The organism is Thiohalomonas denitrificans, from assembly GCF_016841685.1.
Taxonomy (GTDB): Bacteria; Pseudomonadota; Gammaproteobacteria; order Thiohalomonadales; family Thiohalomonadaceae; genus Thiohalomonas; species Thiohalomonas denitrificans_A.
In genome coordinates, this window is sequence record NZ_JAENYR010000025.1 from 1 (window position 1) to 17993 (window position 17993).

The 17993-nt window shown below is 57.9% G+C and carries 12 protein-coding genes, 7 tRNA genes and 3 rRNA genes; all 22 read left to right on the top strand.

Going from position 1 to position 17993, the window contains the following annotated elements; genetic code table 11:
• A 16S ribosomal RNA gene (locus tag Q7L05_RS07305) occupies positions 1-613 on the top strand; the annotation flags it as partial.
• A 91-nt stretch (positions 614-704) separates the two neighbouring features.
• Positions 705-781, top strand: a tRNA-Ile gene (locus tag Q7L05_RS07310).
• 83 nt (positions 782-864) lie between these two features.
• Positions 865-940 (top strand) — tRNA-Ala (locus Q7L05_RS07315).
• A 222-nt stretch (positions 941-1162) separates the two neighbouring features.
• A 23S ribosomal RNA gene (locus tag Q7L05_RS07320) occupies positions 1163-4054 on the top strand.
• 111 nt (positions 4055-4165) lie between these two features.
• Positions 4166-4281, top strand: a 5S ribosomal RNA gene (rrf, locus tag Q7L05_RS07325).
• Between the two features lie 755 nt (positions 4282-5036).
• A complete protein-coding gene (locus tag Q7L05_RS07330) occupies positions 5037-5486 on the top strand; it encodes a universal stress protein (protein ID WP_303904153.1) in 450 nt (149 codons plus the stop codon).
• 5 nt (positions 5487-5491) lie between these two features.
• The gene (gene birA / locus Q7L05_RS07335; protein WP_303904156.1) at positions 5492-6478 is read left to right on the top strand and encodes a bifunctional biotin--[acetyl-CoA-carboxylase] ligase/biotin operon repressor BirA; all 987 of its coding nucleotides are present in this window, start codon (positions 5492-5494) and stop codon (positions 6476-6478) included.
• Positions 6478-7230: a type III pantothenate kinase gene (locus tag Q7L05_RS07340; protein ID WP_303904159.1), complete on the top strand. Its 753-nt coding sequence runs from the start codon at positions 6478-6480 to the stop codon at positions 7228-7230. Before birA ends, Q7L05_RS07340 begins: the two co-directional genes overlap by 1 nt.
• Complete coding sequence (locus Q7L05_RS07345; protein ID WP_303904162.1) at positions 7227-7979, top strand: SPOR domain-containing protein; 753 nt, start codon at positions 7227-7229, stop codon at positions 7977-7979. Before Q7L05_RS07340 ends, Q7L05_RS07345 begins: the two co-directional genes overlap by 4 nt.
• 191 nt (positions 7980-8170) lie before the next feature.
• Positions 8171-8246, top strand: a tRNA-Thr gene (locus Q7L05_RS07350).
• A 150-nt stretch (positions 8247-8396) separates the two neighbouring features.
• Positions 8397-8481, top strand: a tRNA-Tyr gene (locus tag Q7L05_RS07355).
• A 91-nt stretch (positions 8482-8572) separates the two neighbouring features.
• Positions 8573-8646, top strand: a tRNA-Gly gene (locus Q7L05_RS07360).
• A gap of 89 nt (positions 8647-8735) precedes the next feature.
• A tRNA-Thr gene (locus Q7L05_RS07365) sits at positions 8736-8811 on the top strand.
• Between the two features lie 50 nt (positions 8812-8861).
• Positions 8862-10052 (top strand): elongation factor Tu, encoded by a 1191-nt coding sequence (tuf, locus tag Q7L05_RS07370; RefSeq protein ID WP_303904165.1) that lies wholly within the window; start codon positions 8862-8864, stop codon positions 10050-10052.
• 66 nt (positions 10053-10118) lie between these two features.
• A tRNA-Trp gene (locus tag Q7L05_RS07375) sits at positions 10119-10194 on the top strand.
• A gap of 36 nt (positions 10195-10230) precedes the next feature.
• Complete coding sequence (secE, locus tag Q7L05_RS07380) at positions 10231-10578, top strand: preprotein translocase subunit SecE (RefSeq protein WP_303904167.1); 348 nt, start codon at positions 10231-10233, stop codon at positions 10576-10578.
• 5 nt (positions 10579-10583) lie between these two features.
• Positions 10584-11117, top strand: coding sequence for a transcription termination/antitermination protein NusG (gene nusG / locus Q7L05_RS07385; protein ID WP_303904169.1), 534 nt, complete (start codon positions 10584-10586; stop codon positions 11115-11117).
• A 116-nt stretch (positions 11118-11233) separates the two neighbouring features.
• Positions 11234-11665, top strand: coding sequence for a 50S ribosomal protein L11 (gene rplK, locus Q7L05_RS07390; protein ID WP_303904172.1), 432 nt, complete (start codon positions 11234-11236; stop codon positions 11663-11665).
• A 3-nt stretch (positions 11666-11668) separates the two neighbouring features.
• Positions 11669-12364 carry a 50S ribosomal protein L1 gene (gene rplA, locus Q7L05_RS07395; protein WP_303904175.1) on the top strand — a complete coding sequence of 232 codons (696 nt, stop codon included), beginning with the start codon at positions 11669-11671 and terminating at the stop codon, positions 12362-12364.
• Between the two features lie 244 nt (positions 12365-12608).
• Complete coding sequence (gene rplJ / locus Q7L05_RS07400; protein ID WP_303904177.1) at positions 12609-13136, top strand: 50S ribosomal protein L10; 528 nt, start codon at positions 12609-12611, stop codon at positions 13134-13136.
• A 61-nt stretch (positions 13137-13197) separates the two neighbouring features.
• Entirely contained in the window at positions 13198-13572 is a 375-nt protein-coding gene (gene rplL, locus Q7L05_RS07405; RefSeq protein WP_303904180.1) for a 50S ribosomal protein L7/L12, read from the top strand.
• Positions 13573-13773: 201 nt separating this feature from the next.
• Positions 13774-17916: a DNA-directed RNA polymerase subunit beta gene (gene rpoB / locus Q7L05_RS07410; RefSeq protein WP_303904183.1), complete on the top strand. Its 4143-nt coding sequence runs from the start codon at positions 13774-13776 to the stop codon at positions 17914-17916.
• Positions 17917-17993: the final 77 nt, after the last annotated feature.

Genomic DNA, 17993 nt, shown 5'->3' on the forward strand with positions numbered 1-17993 from the left:
CCGCACAAGCGGTGGAGCATGTGGTTTAATTCGATGCAACGCGAAGAACCTTACCTGCCCTTGACATCCTCGGAACTTGGCAGAGATGCCTTGGTGCCTTCGGGAACCGAGTGACAGGTGCTGCATGGCTGTCGTCAGCTCGTGTCGTGAGATGTTGGGTTAAGTCCCGTAACGAGCGCAACCCTTGTCCCTAGTTGCCAGCACGTAATGGTGGGAACTCTAGGGAGACTGCCGGTGACAAACCGGAGGAAGGTGGGGATGACGTCAAGTCATCATGGCCCTTATGGGCAGGGCTACACACGTGCTACAATGGCCGGTACAGAGGGCTGCCAAGCCGCAAGGTGGAGCAAATCTCAGAAAACCGGTCGTAGTCCGGATCGGAGTCTGCAACTCGACTCCGTGAAGTCGGAATCGCTAGTAATCGCGGATCAGAATGCCGCGGTGAATACGTTCCCGGGCCTTGTACACACCGCCCGTCACACCATGGGAGTGGGCTGCACCAGAAGTCGCTTGTCTAACCTTCGGGAGGACGGCGCCCACGGTGTGGTTCATGACTGGGGTGAAGTCGTAACAAGGTAGCCGTAGGGGAACCTGCGGCTGGATCACCTCCTTTAAAACTATCGCGCGGCCGTCGGCGCGAGCGTCCACACAAATTACCTGACCGATAGAGATGTACTCTTGCCCGGCAAGAGTGCCAAGAGCACGGGTCTGTAGCTCAGTTGGTTAGAGCGCACCCCTGATAAGGGTGAGGTCGGTGGTTCAAATCCACCCAGACCCACCATTATCAAGTGGCGAGTGACGAGTAGCGAGTGGCCAGGAAAAAACAGCCTCGCTACTAGTCACTGGCAACTGGCCACTCAGCATGGGGCCATAGCTCAGCTGGGAGAGCGCCTGCCTTGCACGCAGGAGGTCGGCGGTTCGATCCCGCCTGGCTCCACCATTTCCAGAAGCAGGCGGTCAGAGAAAAGGGCATTGTAGAGTGCCCTTTTCTCTGATTGAGAAGTTCAATCAGTGCTCTTTAACAATTTGGGAAGTTGCTGCATAGCATCAGCGAAAGGGTTCGGCATTCGCGCCGAAACCCAGCTAATAGGGTTTTTGCTGAAAAGCGAAAGCCCGCCAAGGTGTTATTCGTACATAGGCTCCAGACTGTTTGGGGTTATATGGTCAAGCGAATAAGCGCATATGGTGGATGCCTAGGCGGTAGGAGGCGATGAAGGACGTAGTAGCTTGCGATAAGCCTCGGGGAGCCGGCAAACAGGCTGTGATCCGAGGATTTCCGAATGGGGCAACCCGGCCATCTTTTGGTGGTCACCGGCATCTGAATACATAGGGTGTCGGGGCGAACCCGGGGAACTGAAACATCTAAGTACCCGGAGGAAAAGAAATCAACCGAGATTCCCCAAGTAGCGGCGAGCGAACGGGGAACAGCCCTTAAGCTTCTTTTGATTTAGCGGAACACTCTGGAAAGTGTGGCCATAGCGGGTGATAGCCCCGTACGCGAAAGGTCAATTGAAGTGAAATCGAGTAGGGCGGGACACGTGATATCCTGTCTGAACATGGGGGGACCATCCTCCAAGGCTAAATACTCCCTACCGACCGATAGTGAACCAGTACCGTGAGGGAAAGGTGAAAAGAACCCCGGAGAGGGGAGTGAAATAGAACCTGAAACCGTATGCGTACAAGCAGTGGGAGCCCCGTCAAGGGGTGACTGCGTACCTTTTGTATAATGGGTCAGCGACTTACTTTCAGTGGCAAGGTTAACCATTTAGGGGAGCCGTAGGGAAACCGAGTCTTAATAGGGCGTCTTAGTCGCTGGGAGTAGACCCGAAACCGAGCGATCTACCCATGGTCAGGGTGAAGGTGGGGTAATACCCACTGGAGGCCCGAACCCACTTATGTTGAAAAATGAGGGGATGAACTGTGGGTCGGAGTGAAAGGCTAATCAAGCTCGGAGATAGCTGGTTCTCCCCGAAAGCTATTTAGGTAGCGCCTCGTGTATCACTGCCGGGGGTAGAGCACTGTTTCGGCTAGGGGGCCATCCCGGCTTACCAACCCGATGCAAACTCCGAATACCGGCAAGTGCAATCACGGGAGACACACGGCGGGTGCTAACGTCCGTCGTGGAGAGGGAAACAACCCAGACCGCCAGCTAAGGTCCCAAAATTGTGGCTCAGTGGGAAACGATGTGGGAAGGCTAAGACAGGCAGGAGGTTGGCTTAGAAGCAGCCATCCTTTAAAGAAAGCGTAATAGCTCACTGTTCGAGTCGGCCTGCGCGGAAGATGTAACGGGGCTTAAGCCACATACCGAAGCTGCGGATGCCAGTTTACTGGCATGGTAGGGGAGCGTTCCGTACGCCGTCGAAGGTGTGCTGTAAGGCATGCTGGAGGTATCGGAAGTGCGAATGCTGACATGAGTAACGATAATGCGGGTGAAAAACCCGCACGCCGAAAGCCCAAGGTTTCCTGCGCAACGCTAATCGGCGCAGGGTTAGTCGGCCCCTAAGGTGAGGGTGAAAACCGTAACCGATGGGAAACAGGTTAATATTCCTGTACCGCGTATGACTGCGATGGGGGGACGGAGAAGGCTAACCGATCCGGGTGTTGGAAGTCCCGGTTCAAGCGTGTAGGGAGTCATTCCAGGAAAATCCGGAGTGGCCATTCTGAGACGTGATGACGAGCTCCCACGGGAGTGAAGTCGGCGATGCCAAGCTTCCAGGAAAAGCCTCTAAGCTTCAGGTCATAGGTGACCGTACCCCAAACCGACACAGGTGGGCAGGGTGAGAATCCCAAGGCGCTTGAGAGAACCCAGGTGAAGGAACTAGGCAAAATAACACCGTAACTTCGGGAGAAGGTGTGCCCCCGCTAGGTGAAGAGACTTGCTCTTGGAGCCGAAGGGGGTTGCAGTGACCAGGTGGCTGCGACTGTTTATTAAAAACACAGCACTCTGCAAACTCGTAAGAGGACGTATAGGGTGTGACGCCTGCCCGGTGCCGGAAGGTTAATTGATGGGGTTAGTCTTCGGACGAAGCTCTTGATCGAAGCCCCGGTAAACGGCGGCCGTAACTATAACGGTCCTAAGGTAGCGAAATTCCTTGTCGGGTAAGTTCCGACCTGCACGAATGGCGTAACGATGGCCACACTGTCTCCACCTGGGACTCAGTGAAATTGAAATCGCTGTTAAGATGCAGTGTACCCGCGGCTAGACGGAAAGACCCCGTGAACCTTTACTATAGCTTCACACTGAACTTTGAGCCTGCTTGTGTAGGATAGGTGGGAGGCTTTGAAACCGGGACGCCAGTTCCGGTGGAGCCATCCTTGAAATACCACCCTGGCATGTTTGAGGTTCTAACTCCGGCCCGTTATCCGGGTCGAGGACAGTGTGTGGTGGGTAGTTTGACTGGGGCGGTCTCCTCCCAAAGCGTAACGGAGGAGCACGAAGGTACCCTCAGCACGGTCGGACATCGTGCATTGAGTGCAAAGGCATAAGGGTGCTTGACTGCGAGACAGACACGTCGAGCAGGAGCGAAAGCTGGTCTTAGTGATCCGGTGGTTCTGTATGGAAGGGCCATCGCTCAACGGATAAAAGGTACTCCGGGGATAACAGGCTGATACCGCCCAAGAGTTCATATCGACGGCGGTGTTTGGCACCTCGATGTCGGCTCATCACATCCTGGGGCTGTAGCCGGTCCCAAGGGTATGGCTGTTCGCCATTTAAAGTGGTACGCGAGCTGGGTTTAGAACGTCGTGAGACAGTTCGGTCCCTATCTGCCGTGGGCGTTGGAGATTTGAGAGGAGCTGCTCCTAGTACGAGAGGACCGGAGTGGACGTACCTCTGGTGTTCCGGTTGTCACGCCAGTGGCACTGCCGGGTAGCTATGTACGGAAGGGATAACCGCTGAAAGCATCTAAGCGGGAAGCCCCCCTCAAGATGAGATCTCCCTGGGACCTTGAGTCCCCTGAAGGGCCGTTCAAGACCAGGACGTTGATAGGCTGGGTGTGGACGCGCAGTAATGTGTGAAGCTAACCAGTACTAATTGCCCGTGAGGCTTGACCATATAACACCCAAGCAGTTTGGTGTTTCGGTCGAATGCCGGACCCTTTTGTTGATGTACAGCAACTTCCCAGAACAGGTCGATGACGCGACAGGTGGCATCGACGAAGGTTTGCCTGGCGGCCATAGCGAACGGGAACCACCCGAACCCATGCCGAACTCGGAAGTGAAACCGTTCAGCGCCGATGATAGTGCGGGGCTTCCCCGTGTGAAAGTAGGTCACTGCCAGGCTTTATAACAAGAAGGCCCCAGCACGTCGTGCTGGGGCCTTTTTTTTGGTGGTGCGCCATCATGGCGCTGCGCGCGCCATGACTGGGCGCGGCCCCGGTCCGCTGTAGTGGCCGCCCGGGGTGACTTGGCAGTGCAAGTCTCCGCAGCTATCTTCAGGCTGGTATCATGGAAGGCAGGATCACGACCCCACGGACTGAGAGTACACCGCAAGACGGGCCGCTCTTTCGAGAAGAGGATCTGCGAGATTATCGCTTCTGCCGGTATGCCGATGACGTGCAGATGGAAGGCGCCTTGCGCAGGAATGGAGGGACTTTGACGCGCAGGGATGCACTGATGCTGCAGGGGAAATGGATGCCCGGGAGCAGCCAGGTAAGGCAATGCCGCAGTCGGCCGGCCAGTTGGCGCCTTGTGCTTTCGGGCAGGGCAACCGCATACTTTGAAGCGAGCGATATAAGTCCTTGATAGCAGATCGTCGGCAGCACGCCGCCAGGGATGGCGGTGTTAGACAATGCAGGAGCACACTTGTCGAGGGATGCTGCCGTCGAGCGTACACGGATGAAAGATGATTGCTCCTGCATCATCTTCACTTCCTACATCCCTGTAGGTCGTATTCACAGCGTACCTGCTATCAAGGACTTAGTTCGTTCGTCCGGCATCAAAAATGTGAGTATGCGTTTACCCTGTGCTTTCGGGGGTTCTGAATGCACCTCTAAGCATGAAACAGTACACTACAAACTCCCGATCAGGAGAACGTCGTGTCCGGATACCGAAAAATACTGCTCGCCGTCGACTTTGCCAAAGAGGCGGATTTGGTCTGTGAACGGGCCGTCTCCCTGGCGAATCTTTATGACACTGAGCTCTACCTTGTGCATGTCATCGAGCCGATCATCATTGATCCTGCCTATGATATCTTGCCTGCCCTGCCGGCCGGTTTCGAAAAAGAGTTGACCGATAATGCCAGAGAGCGACTTCGGGAAATCGGGCACCGCCTCGGGGTACCCGAAAACAGGCAAGCGGTAAAATTGGGCTCTACGAAAGCGGGCATTATCGGCCAGGCTGAAGAAGCCGGCTGCGACCTCATCGTTCTGGGCAGTCACGGACGGCACGGGCCCGCACTGCTGCTTGGTTCCACGGCCAATGCCGTGTTGCACAGCGCCTCCTGTGATGTCCTCGCGGTAAGGATTTACGACAGAACGGGTGAATAACCGTTGTGAATGTTGAACCGGACGACATTATCGAGCGTTTGGTCAGGTTGCTGGCGGACGGTCGATTCCACTCCGGTGAGGAGCTTGGGCTCCTGACGGGTATCAGCCGTGCGGCCGTATGGAAGCGTCTGCAGCAGCTCGAACCCCTGGGGCTGTCCGTCCACTCGGTACGGGGCCGTGGCCACCGGCTTGAAAAACCCCTCGATCTCCTCGACCGCGAGCGGGTATTGGCTGGTCTTGATGCGCGGGCCAGCGATCGATGTACCGGTCTCGACCTTAAATTTGCGGTTGATTCGACGAGCGCCTATCTGGGTCGACGGGCCAGCGAATACACATCGGGCCATGTCTGTCTGACGGAGTATCAGACTGCGGGACGCGGTCGGCGCGGCCGTCCCTGGGTATCACCCTTCGGCTCCAATCTCTATCTTTCACTGCTATGGCGGTTTCAGGGGGCGGGGCAGCTCGGCGGGCTCAGTCTCGTGGTGGCCGTTGCTGTGATTGAAGCCCTTGAGAGGATTGGGGCGGCCCGGTTGCTGCTCAAGTGGCCCAACGATGTGCTTTATGAGGGCCGCAAACTGGCCGGGATTCTGATCGAGGTGGCCGGTGAGGCTACCGGGGAATGTCAGGTGATTGTGGGGGTTGGAGTGAATATGGGGATGCCGTCATTAGAAGGCGATCAGATAGATCAGCCCTGGGCGGATCTTACGGAAACCGGGGCGCGCCTCGACAGGAACCATACCGCCGGTGCAATAATCGCGAGCCTGGTACGCGGATTGGAGCGCTTCGAGCGTTACGGATTAGCCCCCTTTCTGAACGCTTGGCGGGTGCGGGACGCCCTGTACGGACAACCGGTAACCGTCCAATTCGCCGACAGCGAGCTTGTCGGGATCGGACGGGGAATTGATGAAGTCGGACAGTTCCTGGTGGAACATGGGGAAGGCACCGAACGGTTGAGCTATGGTGAGGTCAGCATCCGACGGTATGCAAGCTGATGCTGTTGGCCATTGATATAGGCAATACACGCCTCAAATGGGGACTGTTTGCCGAGGGGATACTGCACGAGAGGGGCACGCAGTTCCTCTCGGTTGCTCCGAGCCCGGAGGACTGGGGCGGTTTGCGGGACCTGCCGCCCCCGGATCGGGTAGCCATCGCATCGGTTGGCGGCGAGTCGCGGTTCTCGGCCCTGCGGACGTGGTTGACCGGACAGTGGAGATGCCCTGTCCTGCAGCTCCAAAGCACCGCTTACGCCCAGGGGGTGACCAATGCCTATCGTGAACCGGTGAAGCTGGGGGTGGACCGCTGGGCTGCACTGGTAGCGGCGCGCTCACTTTCATCGGTCCCCATGATTGTGGTGGATGCCGGCTCCGCCTGCACGATAGATGCAATGGATAGCGCAGGCCGGCATAAAGGCGGATGGATAGCGCCCGGGTTGCGCTTGATGGAGTCAGCCCTTCTCAAGGGAACCCGGGAAGTGGCACTTGGATCGGAGCCGGTTCACCGGATGGAATGGGGGGTGGATACCACCCGGGCGGTGCAGGCCGGCCAGGAGGCGGCTCTGGCAGGAATGATAGAGCGCGCGGTCCGGCGCCTCGAACGAGAAGAAAATGCGCCAGTTGAGTGCCTGATGACTGGAGGGGATGGAAAACGCTTGAGATCACTGCTCGAGTTGCCGTGCCGTTACGACCCTGCACTGGTCCTTAAAGGCGTGGCTCTGCTGGCAGGTAAGGAGGCACACGGACGATGAGGGCACTTTTTTTACTATTCATTGCCGTCAACCTGGCGTACTTCGCGTGGGAAGGGTTTTATCGTCCCCCACAGGAGTTTCCACCCGAGGTGAAGGTGCCGGCAGCTATAGGCACGGGCGGCACTTTGACCCTGCTCAGTGAAACTCCCGAGATGGTGCCCGGCAAATCGACCGACCCAGCGGACCGTCGAACCACGAAAGTGGCCGAGTCCCGCAAGCAGGTGAAGGCATCTTCCCCTCCAGTCACGGAAAACGACTCGCCTGTCACCTTGCCCTCGGAGTGTTATCGGATCTCCGGCTTCAGGGAAACGAGCGAGGCCGATGCCCTGACGCTGGCCGTTCAGCAGAAAGGGGCGCGACTCTCAGGGAGGGGGGCCAGCCAGATGACTCGTAGCAATCACTGGGTGATAATCCCGCCGGTTGAGTCCCGGATCGCTGCCCGAAAGGTTATCCGTGAACTGCAAGCCCACGGAATGAATGATTTCTATCTCGTTCGCAGCGGTGAATACAAAAACGCGATTTCACTCGGGGTGTTTTCTACCGAAACCGCGGCCGTGAAGCGACTGAAGCGTATCCATGCGTTGTCTCTATCCGGTCCCAACCCTCGCCTCGATCATAGGGAAATGACCGCCAAACGCTATTGGGTCGAGGTGCAGTGGCCTGATGGCGAAGAGCCACCAGGTAAAAAACTCGTTTCGGAAAACGCCGAAATCGAAGTGGCTCGTATATCCTGTCGTTCACCGCGCTGATCCGTGAGTGAAATTCTGTCTTGTCTGGAACTCCCCTGCTGCCTTTCGGGTTTGCCTATCGTAACGTGGCCTTTTCGACTCTCGACGCGAAGACATCGTTGTGCGACGCATGCCGCCATCAATGCGAACGAACAGGTTAGCGTTGCGCCCGATAGGCTGCTAGAATACGCGCCCTCCAAAGGGAGGCCTGTGCTGGCGTAGCTCAGTCGGTAGAGCAGCTGATTTGTAATCAGCCGGTCGGGGGTTCGAATCCTCTCGCCAGCTCCATTGTTGAAGTTCCTGCCCTGCTCTGGGGGAGGTAAGCGCTTCGGATTTACGCCCGGAACGTACCGGTCATTGTGATGCGAGGTTGGAAGCGCGGCCAAAGGTCTATTGACAAACAGGCTCCAGGGGCCCAAAATTGCGGGCTTACGTTTTGGAGGGGTTCCCGAGTGGCCAAAGGGGGCAGACTGTAAATCTGCTGGCTCAGCCTTCGGAGGTTCGAATCCTCCCCCCTCCACCAAACAGTAGCAAGGTGTCAGGAAAGAGCACGGCCTGCTGCCCGGTCATGCCGGGCTTCTGGCGATGAGGTCTTGGAACCTGGCCCTGAATATGCGGGTGTAGTTCAACGGTAGAACCTCAGCCTTCCAAGCTGATGACGTGGGTTCGATTCCCATCACCCGCTCCAAAGGTGAAGTAGTTTTCGAGTTTCGAAGTACGAGGATAGCATCGAACGAGGCGTACCCTCGTTCCTCGCCCTCGTACTGTTTTTTTTTGGCCCACATAGCTCAGTCGGTAGAGCACTTCCTTGGTAAGGAAGAGGTCACCGGTTCAAATCCGGTTGTGGGCTCCAGTTTCCTGATGTAATGAAAGACGTCTTAGCACCGGTAGGAGGTCGTCCGAATGTCCAAAGCAAAATTTGAGCGTAAGAAGCCGCACGTTAACGTAGGCACCATTGGTCACGTCGACCATGGCAAAACTACGCTGACGGCGGCCATCACCAAGGTGATGGGCGAGAAGTACGGCGGCGAAGCCCAGGCTTTCGACCAGATCGACTCCGCACCGGAAGAGAAGGCGCGCGGCATCACGATCGCCACCGCCCACGTTGAGTACGAGTCGGAAGCCCGGCACTACGCCCACGTGGACTGTCCCGGCCATGCCGATTACGTGAAGAACATGATCACGGGTGCGGCGCAGATGGACGGCGCCATTCTGGTGGTCTCCGCTGCCGACGGCCCCATGCCGCAGACGCGTGAGCACATCCTGCTGTCCCGTCAGGTCGGCGTCCCGTACATTGTCGTGTACCTGAACAAGGCCGACATGGTGGATGATGCCGAGTTGCTGGAGCTGGTCGAGATGGAAGTGCGCGAGCTGCTCGACAGCTACGACTTCCCGGGCGACGACACCCCGGTCATTACCGGTTCGGCGCTGAAGGCGCTGGAAGGAGATACCTCCGAAATCGGTGCACCTTCCATCGAGAAGTTGGTCGCGGCAATGGATGACTACATTCCGGAGCCGGAGCGTGCCATCGACGGTGCCTTCATCATGCCCATCGAGGACGTGTTCTCGATCTCCGGTCGCGGCACCGTGGTGACCGGTCGTATCGAGCGCGGCATCGTCAAGGTGGGTGACACGATCGAAATCGTCGGCATCAAAGACACGACCTCGACGACGGTCACCGGCGTCGAGATGTTCCGCAAGCTGCTCGATCAGGGCCAGGCTGGCGACAACGTCGGTGTGCTGTTGCGCGGCACCAAGCGTGATGAAGTGGAGCGTGGTCAGGTTCTGGCCAAGCCGGGTTCCATCACGCCGCACACCAAGTTCGAATGCGAAGTGTACGTTCTGTCGAAAGAAGAGGGTGGTCGTCACACGCCGTTCTTCAACGGTTACCGTCCGCAGTTCTACTTCCGGACCACGGACGTGACCGGCGCATGCGATCTGCCCGAAGGTGTCGAGATGGTGATGCCGGGCGATAACGTTCTGATGACGGTATCGCTGATTGCGCCGATCGCGATGGAAGAGGGGCTGCGTTTCGCAGTTCGTGAAGGCGGCCGCACCGTAGGTGCCGGCGTTGTCGCGAAGATCCTCGAGTAATCTCGGGTAATTGAAAGAATGAACGCGGGTCCCGGCTATGGCCGGGTTCACGCACATCGGGTTAAAAGGCCAGTAGCTCAATTGGCAGAGCAGCGGTCTCCAAAACCGCAGGTTGGGGGTTCGATTCCCTCCTGGCCTGCCACTTTTTGCCCGGACAGGCAAAGGCTTAGCTAAATAGATGGCCGACAAACTAAAGTTGCTGGCAGCAGCACTGATCGTCGCGGGAGCCATTGTCGGCTTCTACGTGTTCGCGGATCAGGCGCTGTTTGTGCGCGTACTGGGAGTACTGGTTGCGGCCGGCATTGCCGTAGCTATCACGCTGCGCACGGAGCCGGGTGCAAACACCTGGCGATTTGGTCAGGGTGCGTTGATTGAGATTCGCAAAGTCGTCTGGCCTTCACGCAAAGAAACCACTCAGACCACATTGATCGTGATGGCGATGGTGTTCATCGTCGGCATCATCCTTTGGGTGTTCGATATGTTTCTGGCGTGGGCTATCCAACTGCTGACCGGCCAAGGGGGCTGAACGGAATGGCATTGCGTTGGTATGTGGTCCATGCCTACTCGGGCTTTGAGAACCAGGTCAAGCGTTCGCTGGAAGAGCGCATCGTACGCAGCGGTCTTGACGATAGGTTCGGAGAAATCCTTGTGCCGACCGAAGAAGTGGTCGAGATGCGGGAGGGTCAGAAGCGTAAGAGTGACCGCAAATTCTTCCCGGGCTATGTGCTCGTTCAGATGGATATGAACGATGAGACCTGGCATTTGGTAAAGGATGTCCCGCGAGTCATGGGCTTTATCGGTGGTACTGGTGACCGGCCGGTACCGATCTCCGATCGCGAAGCTCAGTCCATTCTCGAGCGTGTTCAGGAGGGTGCCGAAAAACCGCGTCCAAAGGTACTGTTCGAGCCGGGAGAAGTGGTTCGGATTACCGAAGGCCCGTTCAACGATTTCAACGGCGTCGTCGAGGAAGTGGATTACGAAAAGAGCCGACTGCGAGTCGCAGTGCTCATTTTCGGTCGTTCCACGCCCGTCGAGCTGGAGTTTGGGCAAATAGAGAAAGGTTAAACGTGGACCGCACAGCATGACGGGTGAGGCGAGGAATCGCCGCACCCGTCATGGCGTGCGTGTTTGCAAAACATCGGGGAGCCGTAAGGCGTTCGAACCCACGCTAAGGAGTCATCATGGCTAAGAAAATCCAGGCTTACATCAAGCTGCAGGTGCCTGCGGGGCAGGCGAACCCGAGCCCGCCCGTTGGCCCCGCGCTGGGTCAGCATGGCGTGAACATCATGGAGTTCTGCAAGGCGTTCAACGCGCAGACGCAGAGCATGGAACAGGGCCTGCCGACACCGGTGGTGATCACGGTCTACAACGACCGCAGCTTCACGTTCGTCACCAAGACCCCCCCAGCCTCCATTCTCCTGAAGAAGGCCGCTGGCGTTCAAAAGGGCAGCAGTGTGCCCAACCGTGACAAGGTGGGTTCGGTCAACCGGGAGCAGCTCGAAGAGATTGCCAAGACCAAAGACCCCGATCTGACAGCTGCCGATCTTGATGCTGCGGTGCGGACCATTGCTGGCAGTGCCCGCAGTATGGGCATCAAGACGGAGGGGGTGTAAGCCATGGCGAAAATATCCAACCGAATGCAGGCAATCCGGGAGAAACTGGAACCCGGTAAAACCTATGCCATCGATGAGGTTTTGAATCTCCTGAAGGAGATCCCGAAGGCGAAGTTTGCCGAGTCGGTCGATGTGTCCGTGAATCTGGGTGTTGATCCGCGTAAGTCGGACCAGGTCGTTCGTGGGTCGACGGTTCTGCCCAACGGCACGGGCAAAACAGTACGGGTGGCAGTCTTCACCCAGGGCGCCAATGCTGATGCCGCCAAAGAAGCCGGGGCCGATATCGTCGGCATGGAAGACCTCGCCGACGAGGTTAAGGCCGGCAAGATGGAATTCGACGTGGTTGTTGCCTCGCCGGATGCCATGCGGGTGGTTGGACAACTGGGACAGATCTTGGGTCCCCGGGGCCTGATGCCGAACCCGAAGGTTGGCACGGTAACGCCGGATGTGGCGACGGCCGTTAAAAATGCCAAGGCCGGTCAGGTGCGCTACCGCACCGACAAGGGCGGCATCATTCATTGCTCGATCGGAAAAATCGACTTCGATGACGATGCGCTGAAACAAAATCTGCAGGCGCTCCTGGGCGATCTGCAGAAAGCGAAGCCTTCGGCCGCCAAGGGCATTTATATGAAAAAGGTGACCCTCTCCACCACCATGGGGCCGGGGGTTAGTGTGGATCTGGCGACGTTGGCGCTGTAACGACTTCGGCCGACGACTATTGTTGTCGGCAATGAGCCCGTCGGTCCTCGAAAGGGACTGGCGGTCGTCGAAGACCGCAGGCGTGCCGAAAGGCGCTTAATCCGTAAGGTGCCTGCGCAGACGGTGCTTCCCTTGGGTATCCCGAGGGCCACCGTTAGGGGCGGAACCAAATGGTTCCGCTAAGCAAGCAAGCACGGAAGCCGCACCAAGCGGTGACCGTGCTCAGCAGATGAGGTGATTTCGCGTGGCTCTCAATTTGGAACAGAAGAAGTCCATCGTTGCAGAAGTCGCCGAAATTGCTGCGAATGCGCACTCCGCGATCGGTGCGGAGTACTCCGGCTTGTCCGCCGGGCAGATGACCGAACTGCGTGCCAAGGCACGTGACGAAAACGTCTATCTGCGGGTGGTCAAAAATAACCTGGCCCGTCGGGCCGTCGACGGCACCGAATTCGAGTGTCTGAAAGACGGACTGGTCGGACCGCTGTTGCTGGCGTTCTCTATGGAGGACCCCGGTGCCGCGGCAAGGGTTATCAAGGAGTTTGCGAAGGAGAACGAGAAGCTGCTGACAAAGCTGGTCGCCGTAGGCGGTCAACTTTACTCTGCAGCGGAACTCGATCGGCTCGCGACACTGCCGAACAAGGAGCAGGCGATCAGCATGCTCATGTCGGTGATGAAGGCCCCGAGCGAGAAGTTCGTCCGTACCCTCAACGAGGTGCCTGGAAAGCTGGTTCGTACAGTCGCGGCGATCCGCGACGAAAAACAGGCAGCGTAGGGTTCGCAAGACGCATTTTGGGTGATTTTGGTGTCAAACGTTTTTATTAGGAGCAAATAGCATGGCCGTTTCTAAAGAGGATATCCTGGAAACCATCTCCAACATGACCGTGATGGAGGTCGTGGAACTGATCGAGGCGATGGAAGAGAAGTTCGGTGTTTCCGCCGCCGCGGCCGTCGCGGCTGCACCGGCTGCCGCTGGTGGAGAAGCTGCCGCTGAAGAGCAGATTGCGTTCGATGTGGTCATGAGCAGCTTTGGCGAAAACAAGGTTTCCGTCATTAAAGCCGTTCGCGCCATCACCGGCCTGGGTCTCAAAGAGGCCAAGGAAATGGTTGAAGGTGTTCCGGCGACGGTTAAAGAAGGTGCCGAAAAAGGCGAAGCCGAAGATATCAAGAAGCAGCTCGAGGAAGCCGGCGCTTCGGTTGAACTTAAGTAGTCGCTTGATGCCTCAATATGTCAGGCAGAGCCTGACCGCCGGCCCGGATTCGGCCAGGCGGAACCGCCACGGATGGCGGGTACCTGAATTTATGGCTGGTGGACCGTGCGCCACCGGCCTTTTTCCGCTGGAAGAGTGCCAATTTCTGGATGGCCGCCGGCAGAAGTTGTGGGATAGTCTTGAACAAGCTGAGGAACTCTGATGGCTTACTCGTTCACTGAGAAGAAACGTATCCGCAAGGATTTCAGCAAGCGCCGCAGCGTCCTTGAAGTCCCCTACATGCTCTCGATCCAGCTGGACTCGTATCGCAACTTCCTGCAAGCGGACGTAGCCAGTGGCGAGCGTAATGAGCAGGGTCTTCACGCAGCCTTCAAATCGGTATTCCCAATCGTCAGTTATTCGGGGAATGCCGCACTGGAATATGTGAGCTACCGGCTCGGCACCCCGGCGTTTGACGTCAAGGAGTGCCAGATGCGCGGGCTCACATACGCCGCTCCGCTGCGTGTCAAACTGCGTTTGGTCCTTTACGATAAGGATTCCTCCACCAAATCCGTCAAGGATATCCGGGAGCAGGAAGTCTACATGGGCGAGCTGCCCCTGATGACCGAAAACGGTACCTTTGTGATCAATGGTACCGAGCGGGTCATTGTCTCTCAGCTGCATCGCTCACCGGGTGTATTCTTCGAGCATGACAAGGGCAAGACTCACTCGTCCGGAAAGCTGCTGTTCTCCGCCCGGGTTATCCCGTACCGGGGTTCCTGGCTGGATTTCGAATTCGATCCCAAGGATCTGGTCTATGTGCGTATCGATCGTCGTCGGAAATTGCCCGCCACGATCCTGCTGCGCGGTCTCGGTTACAGCGCCGAGGAGATCCTGGATGTTTTCTTTGAACGTGATACCTACACCTTCACCAAGAATGGTGTGAAGATTAAGCTCGTCCCGGAGCGACTGCGCGGCGAAACGGCAACCGTGGATATCAAGATTGACGGCAAAGTGCTCGTCGAGCGGGATCGCCGGATTACGGCGCGCCATATCCGTGAGATGCAGAAAGCCGGTCTCGCGAGTCTCGATGTGTCGGTCGATTACGTTCATGGCAAAACCCTGGCGCAGGATATCGTCGACAAGGAGAGCGGTGAGTTACTGGCTCAGGCCAATGACGAGCTTACTCCGGAGCTGGTCGATAAACTCATCGATGCCGGTGTCAAGAAATTCGACACGATATTCACTAACGACCTGGACCGGGGTCCGTATATCGCGGAGACCCTGCGTATCGATCCGACCACCACTGCTCTGGAAGCATTGGTCGAGATCTATCGCATGATGCGTCCGGGTGAGCCGCCGACCAAGGATGCGGCGGAGAATCTGTTCCACAACCTGTTCTTTACCGGGGACCGTTACGACCTCTCCCATGTCGGCCGCATGAAGTTCAATCGCCGCGTGGGTCGCAAGGAGGTCGAAGGACCGGGCGTGCTCTATGACAGCAAGTATTTCAGTGGACGTGACAAGAAGGACACAGTGGCCCATGAGCGGGTCAAGCAGTTCGGCGAACAGTCGGACATCCTCGAGGTTCTGAAGACGCTGGTCGATATTCGCAACGGCAACGGTCAGGTGGACGATATCGACCATCTCGGCAATCGCCGCGTCCGCTCGGTGGGCGAGATGGCGGAAAACCAGTTCCGTATCGGTCTTGTGCGTGTGGAACGCGCCGTCAAGGAGCGCCTGTCGCTCGCCGAGTCGGAAAACCTGATGCCGCAGGAATTGATCAACGCCAAGCCGGTCTCCGCGGCCGTCAAGGAGTTCTTCGGCTCGTCGCAGCTGTCCCAGTTCATGGACCAGAACAATCCCTTGTCGGAGGTCACCCACAAGCGGCGGATCTCCGCACTGGGGCCAGGCGGCCTGACGCGTGAGCGGGCCGGGTTCGAGGTGCGTGATGTGCACCCGACGCACTATGGCCGCGTCTGCCCGATCGAGACTCCGGAGGGACCGAATATCGGTCTCATCAACTCGCTGGCGGTGTACGCGCGGGCCAATCCCTACGGGTTCCTGGAGACGCCTTACCGGAAGGTGGTCGATGGCAAGGTGACCGACGAGATCGTCTACCTGTCGGCCATCGACGAGGGCGAATACGTCATTGCGCAGGCCAACGCCCGCACCGATGCCGACAGCAATCTTCTGGACGACCTGGTCTCTTCCCGGCACATGAATGAGTTCACGTTATCGCCGAAGGAGAACATCCAGTTCATCGACGTATCGCCCAAACAGATCGTTTCGGTAGCGGCCTCGCTGGTGCCTTTCCTGGAACACGACGATGCCAACCGCGCGCTCATGGGTTCCAACATGCAGCGCCAGGCCGTTCCTACCCTGCGTCCCGACAAACCGCTGGTCGGCACCGGCATCGAACGCACAGTGGCGATCGACTCCGGCGTTACGGTTACCGCCCGGCGTGGGGGTACGGTGGATTCGGTGGATTCCGGTCGAATCGTGGTGCGGGTGAATGATGACGAGACCGAAGCGGGTGAATCCGGCGTCGATATCTACAACCTCATCAAGTACACCCGTTCGAACCAGAATACCTGCATCAATCAGCGTCCGCTGGTTGGCCCCGGCAACGTGATTGCCCGGGGAGACGTGCTCGCCGACGGCTCGGCGACAGACATGGGTGAACTGGCACTGGGTCAGAACATGCTGGTCGCGTTCATGCCCTGGAACGGTTACAACTTCGAGGATTCCATTCTTATCTCCGAGCGTGTTGTCGAGGAGGATCGCTACACCACGATCCATATCCAGGAGATTACCTGTGTGGCCCGCGACACCAAGCTGGGGCCCGAAGAGGTTTCGGCCGATATCCCCAACGTAGGCGAGGCGGCCCTCGCCAAGCTCGACGAGGCGGGGATTGTTCATATCGGCGCCGAGGTCCAGTCGGGTGACATCCTGGTGGGTAAGGTGACACCGAAGGGTGAAACCCAGCTCACGCCGGAAGAGAAGCTGCTGCGTGCCATCTTTGGTGAGAAGGCCTCGGACGTAAAGGATACTTCTCAGCGGGTACCGTCGGGCATGAACGGTACGGTTATCGGCGTACAGGTCTTTACCCGTGACGGACTGGAGAAGGATTCGCGCGCCAAGGCGATCGAGGAGTCGGAGCTGGACCAGGTCCGGAAGGACCTGCGGGATCAGCAGCGCATCATGGCAGACGATGCGTTCGCCCGTGTCGAAAAGATGCTGGTGGGCCAGGAAGCGGCCGGCGGTCCGGACAATCTCAAGTCGGGCGACAAGATCAGCAAGGTCTACCTGCAGGGTCTGGCGCGTGACAAATGGTTCGAAATCCGTCTGAAAGATGACGACGTCAACAGTCAGCTCGAAGCGGTCGGCGAAAGCCTCAAACAGATGAAGGCACATTTCGATGATCTCTACGAGGAGAAACGCAGAAAGCTGACTCAGGGCGACGATCTGGCCCCCGGTGTGTTGAAAACGGTCAAGGTCTACCTGGCCGTGAAACGCCGCATTCAGCCGGGTGACAAGATGGCCGGCCGCCACGGAAACAAGGGTGTTATCTCCATGATCGTCCCGGTCGAGGACATGCCCTACATGGATGATGGTACCCCGGTGGATATCGCACTTAATCCGCTCGGTGTGCCGTCCCGAATGAATGTCGGGCAGGTATTGGAAACCCATTTGGGCTGGGCGGCCAAAGGGCTGGGCCGCAAGCTCAACAAAATGGTGCAGGCGAAGGCCAAAATCGACGAAGTGCGCAAGTTCCTGCACGAGATTTATAACCAGTCGGGCAAGAAAGAGGACCTGGACTCCCTCAGTGATGACGAGATCCTGGAACTCGCCAAGCATCTGCGCGGCGGCGTCCCTATGGCCACGCCGGTCTTTGACGGGGTCAACGAGGACGAGATTAAACAGATGCTTCGCCTCGCCGATCTTCCCGAAAGCGGCCAGACCACACTTTATGACGGCCGTACCGGCGACTCGTTCGACCGCCAGGTGACGGTGGGCTACATGTACATGCTCAAGCTCAACCACCTGATTGACGACAAGATGCACGCCCGTTCCACCGGACCGTACAGTCTGGTGACACAGCAGCCGTTGGGTGGTAAGGCCCAGTTTGGTGGCCAGCGCTTCGGGGAGATGGAGGTCTGGGCGCTGGAAGCGTACGGCGCCGCCTACACCCTGCAGGAGATGCTGACCGTCAAGTCGGACGACGTGAATGGTCGGACCAAGATGTACAAGAACATTGTCGACGGCGACCATCGCATGGAGGCCGGTATGCCGGAGTCGTTCAACGTGCTGCTCAAAGAGATCCGCGCGCTGGGTATCGACATCGAGCTGGAGCACGAGTAGGAGCGGCGTCCCCGCCGCGAAGACGGGCGGGGCGATTCGCCCCCGCCATTGGAATCACGGGGTCGCGCCGAGACGGC

Excerpts from the sequence above, each read along its gene's own strand:
- rplA (WP_303904175.1), top strand. The coding sequence starts at position 11,669 with ATGGCGAAAATATCCAACCGAATGCAGGCAATCCGGGAGAAACTGGAA.
- rplK (WP_303904172.1), top strand. The coding sequence starts at position 11,234 with ATGGCTAAGAAAATCCAGGCTTACATCAAGCTGCAGGTGCCTGCGGGG.
- nusG (WP_303904169.1), top strand. The coding sequence starts at position 10,584 with ATGGCATTGCGTTGGTATGTGGTCCATGCCTACTCGGGCTTTGAGAAC.
- Q7L05_RS07345 (WP_303904162.1), top strand. The coding sequence starts at position 7,227 with ATGAGGGCACTTTTTTTACTATTCATTGCCGTCAACCTGGCGTACTTC.
- secE (WP_303904167.1), top strand. The coding sequence starts at position 10,231 with ATGGCCGACAAACTAAAGTTGCTGGCAGCAGCACTGATCGTCGCGGGA.
- rpoB (WP_303904183.1), top strand. The coding sequence starts at position 13,774 with ATGGCTTACTCGTTCACTGAGAAGAAACGTATCCGCAAGGATTTCAGC.
- rplL (WP_303904180.1), top strand. The coding sequence starts at position 13,198 with ATGGCCGTTTCTAAAGAGGATATCCTGGAAACCATCTCCAACATGACC.
- Q7L05_RS07340 (WP_303904159.1), top strand. The coding sequence starts at position 6,478 with ATGCTGTTGGCCATTGATATAGGCAATACACGCCTCAAATGGGGACTG.
- tuf (WP_303904165.1), top strand. The coding sequence starts at position 8,862 with ATGTCCAAAGCAAAATTTGAGCGTAAGAAGCCGCACGTTAACGTAGGC.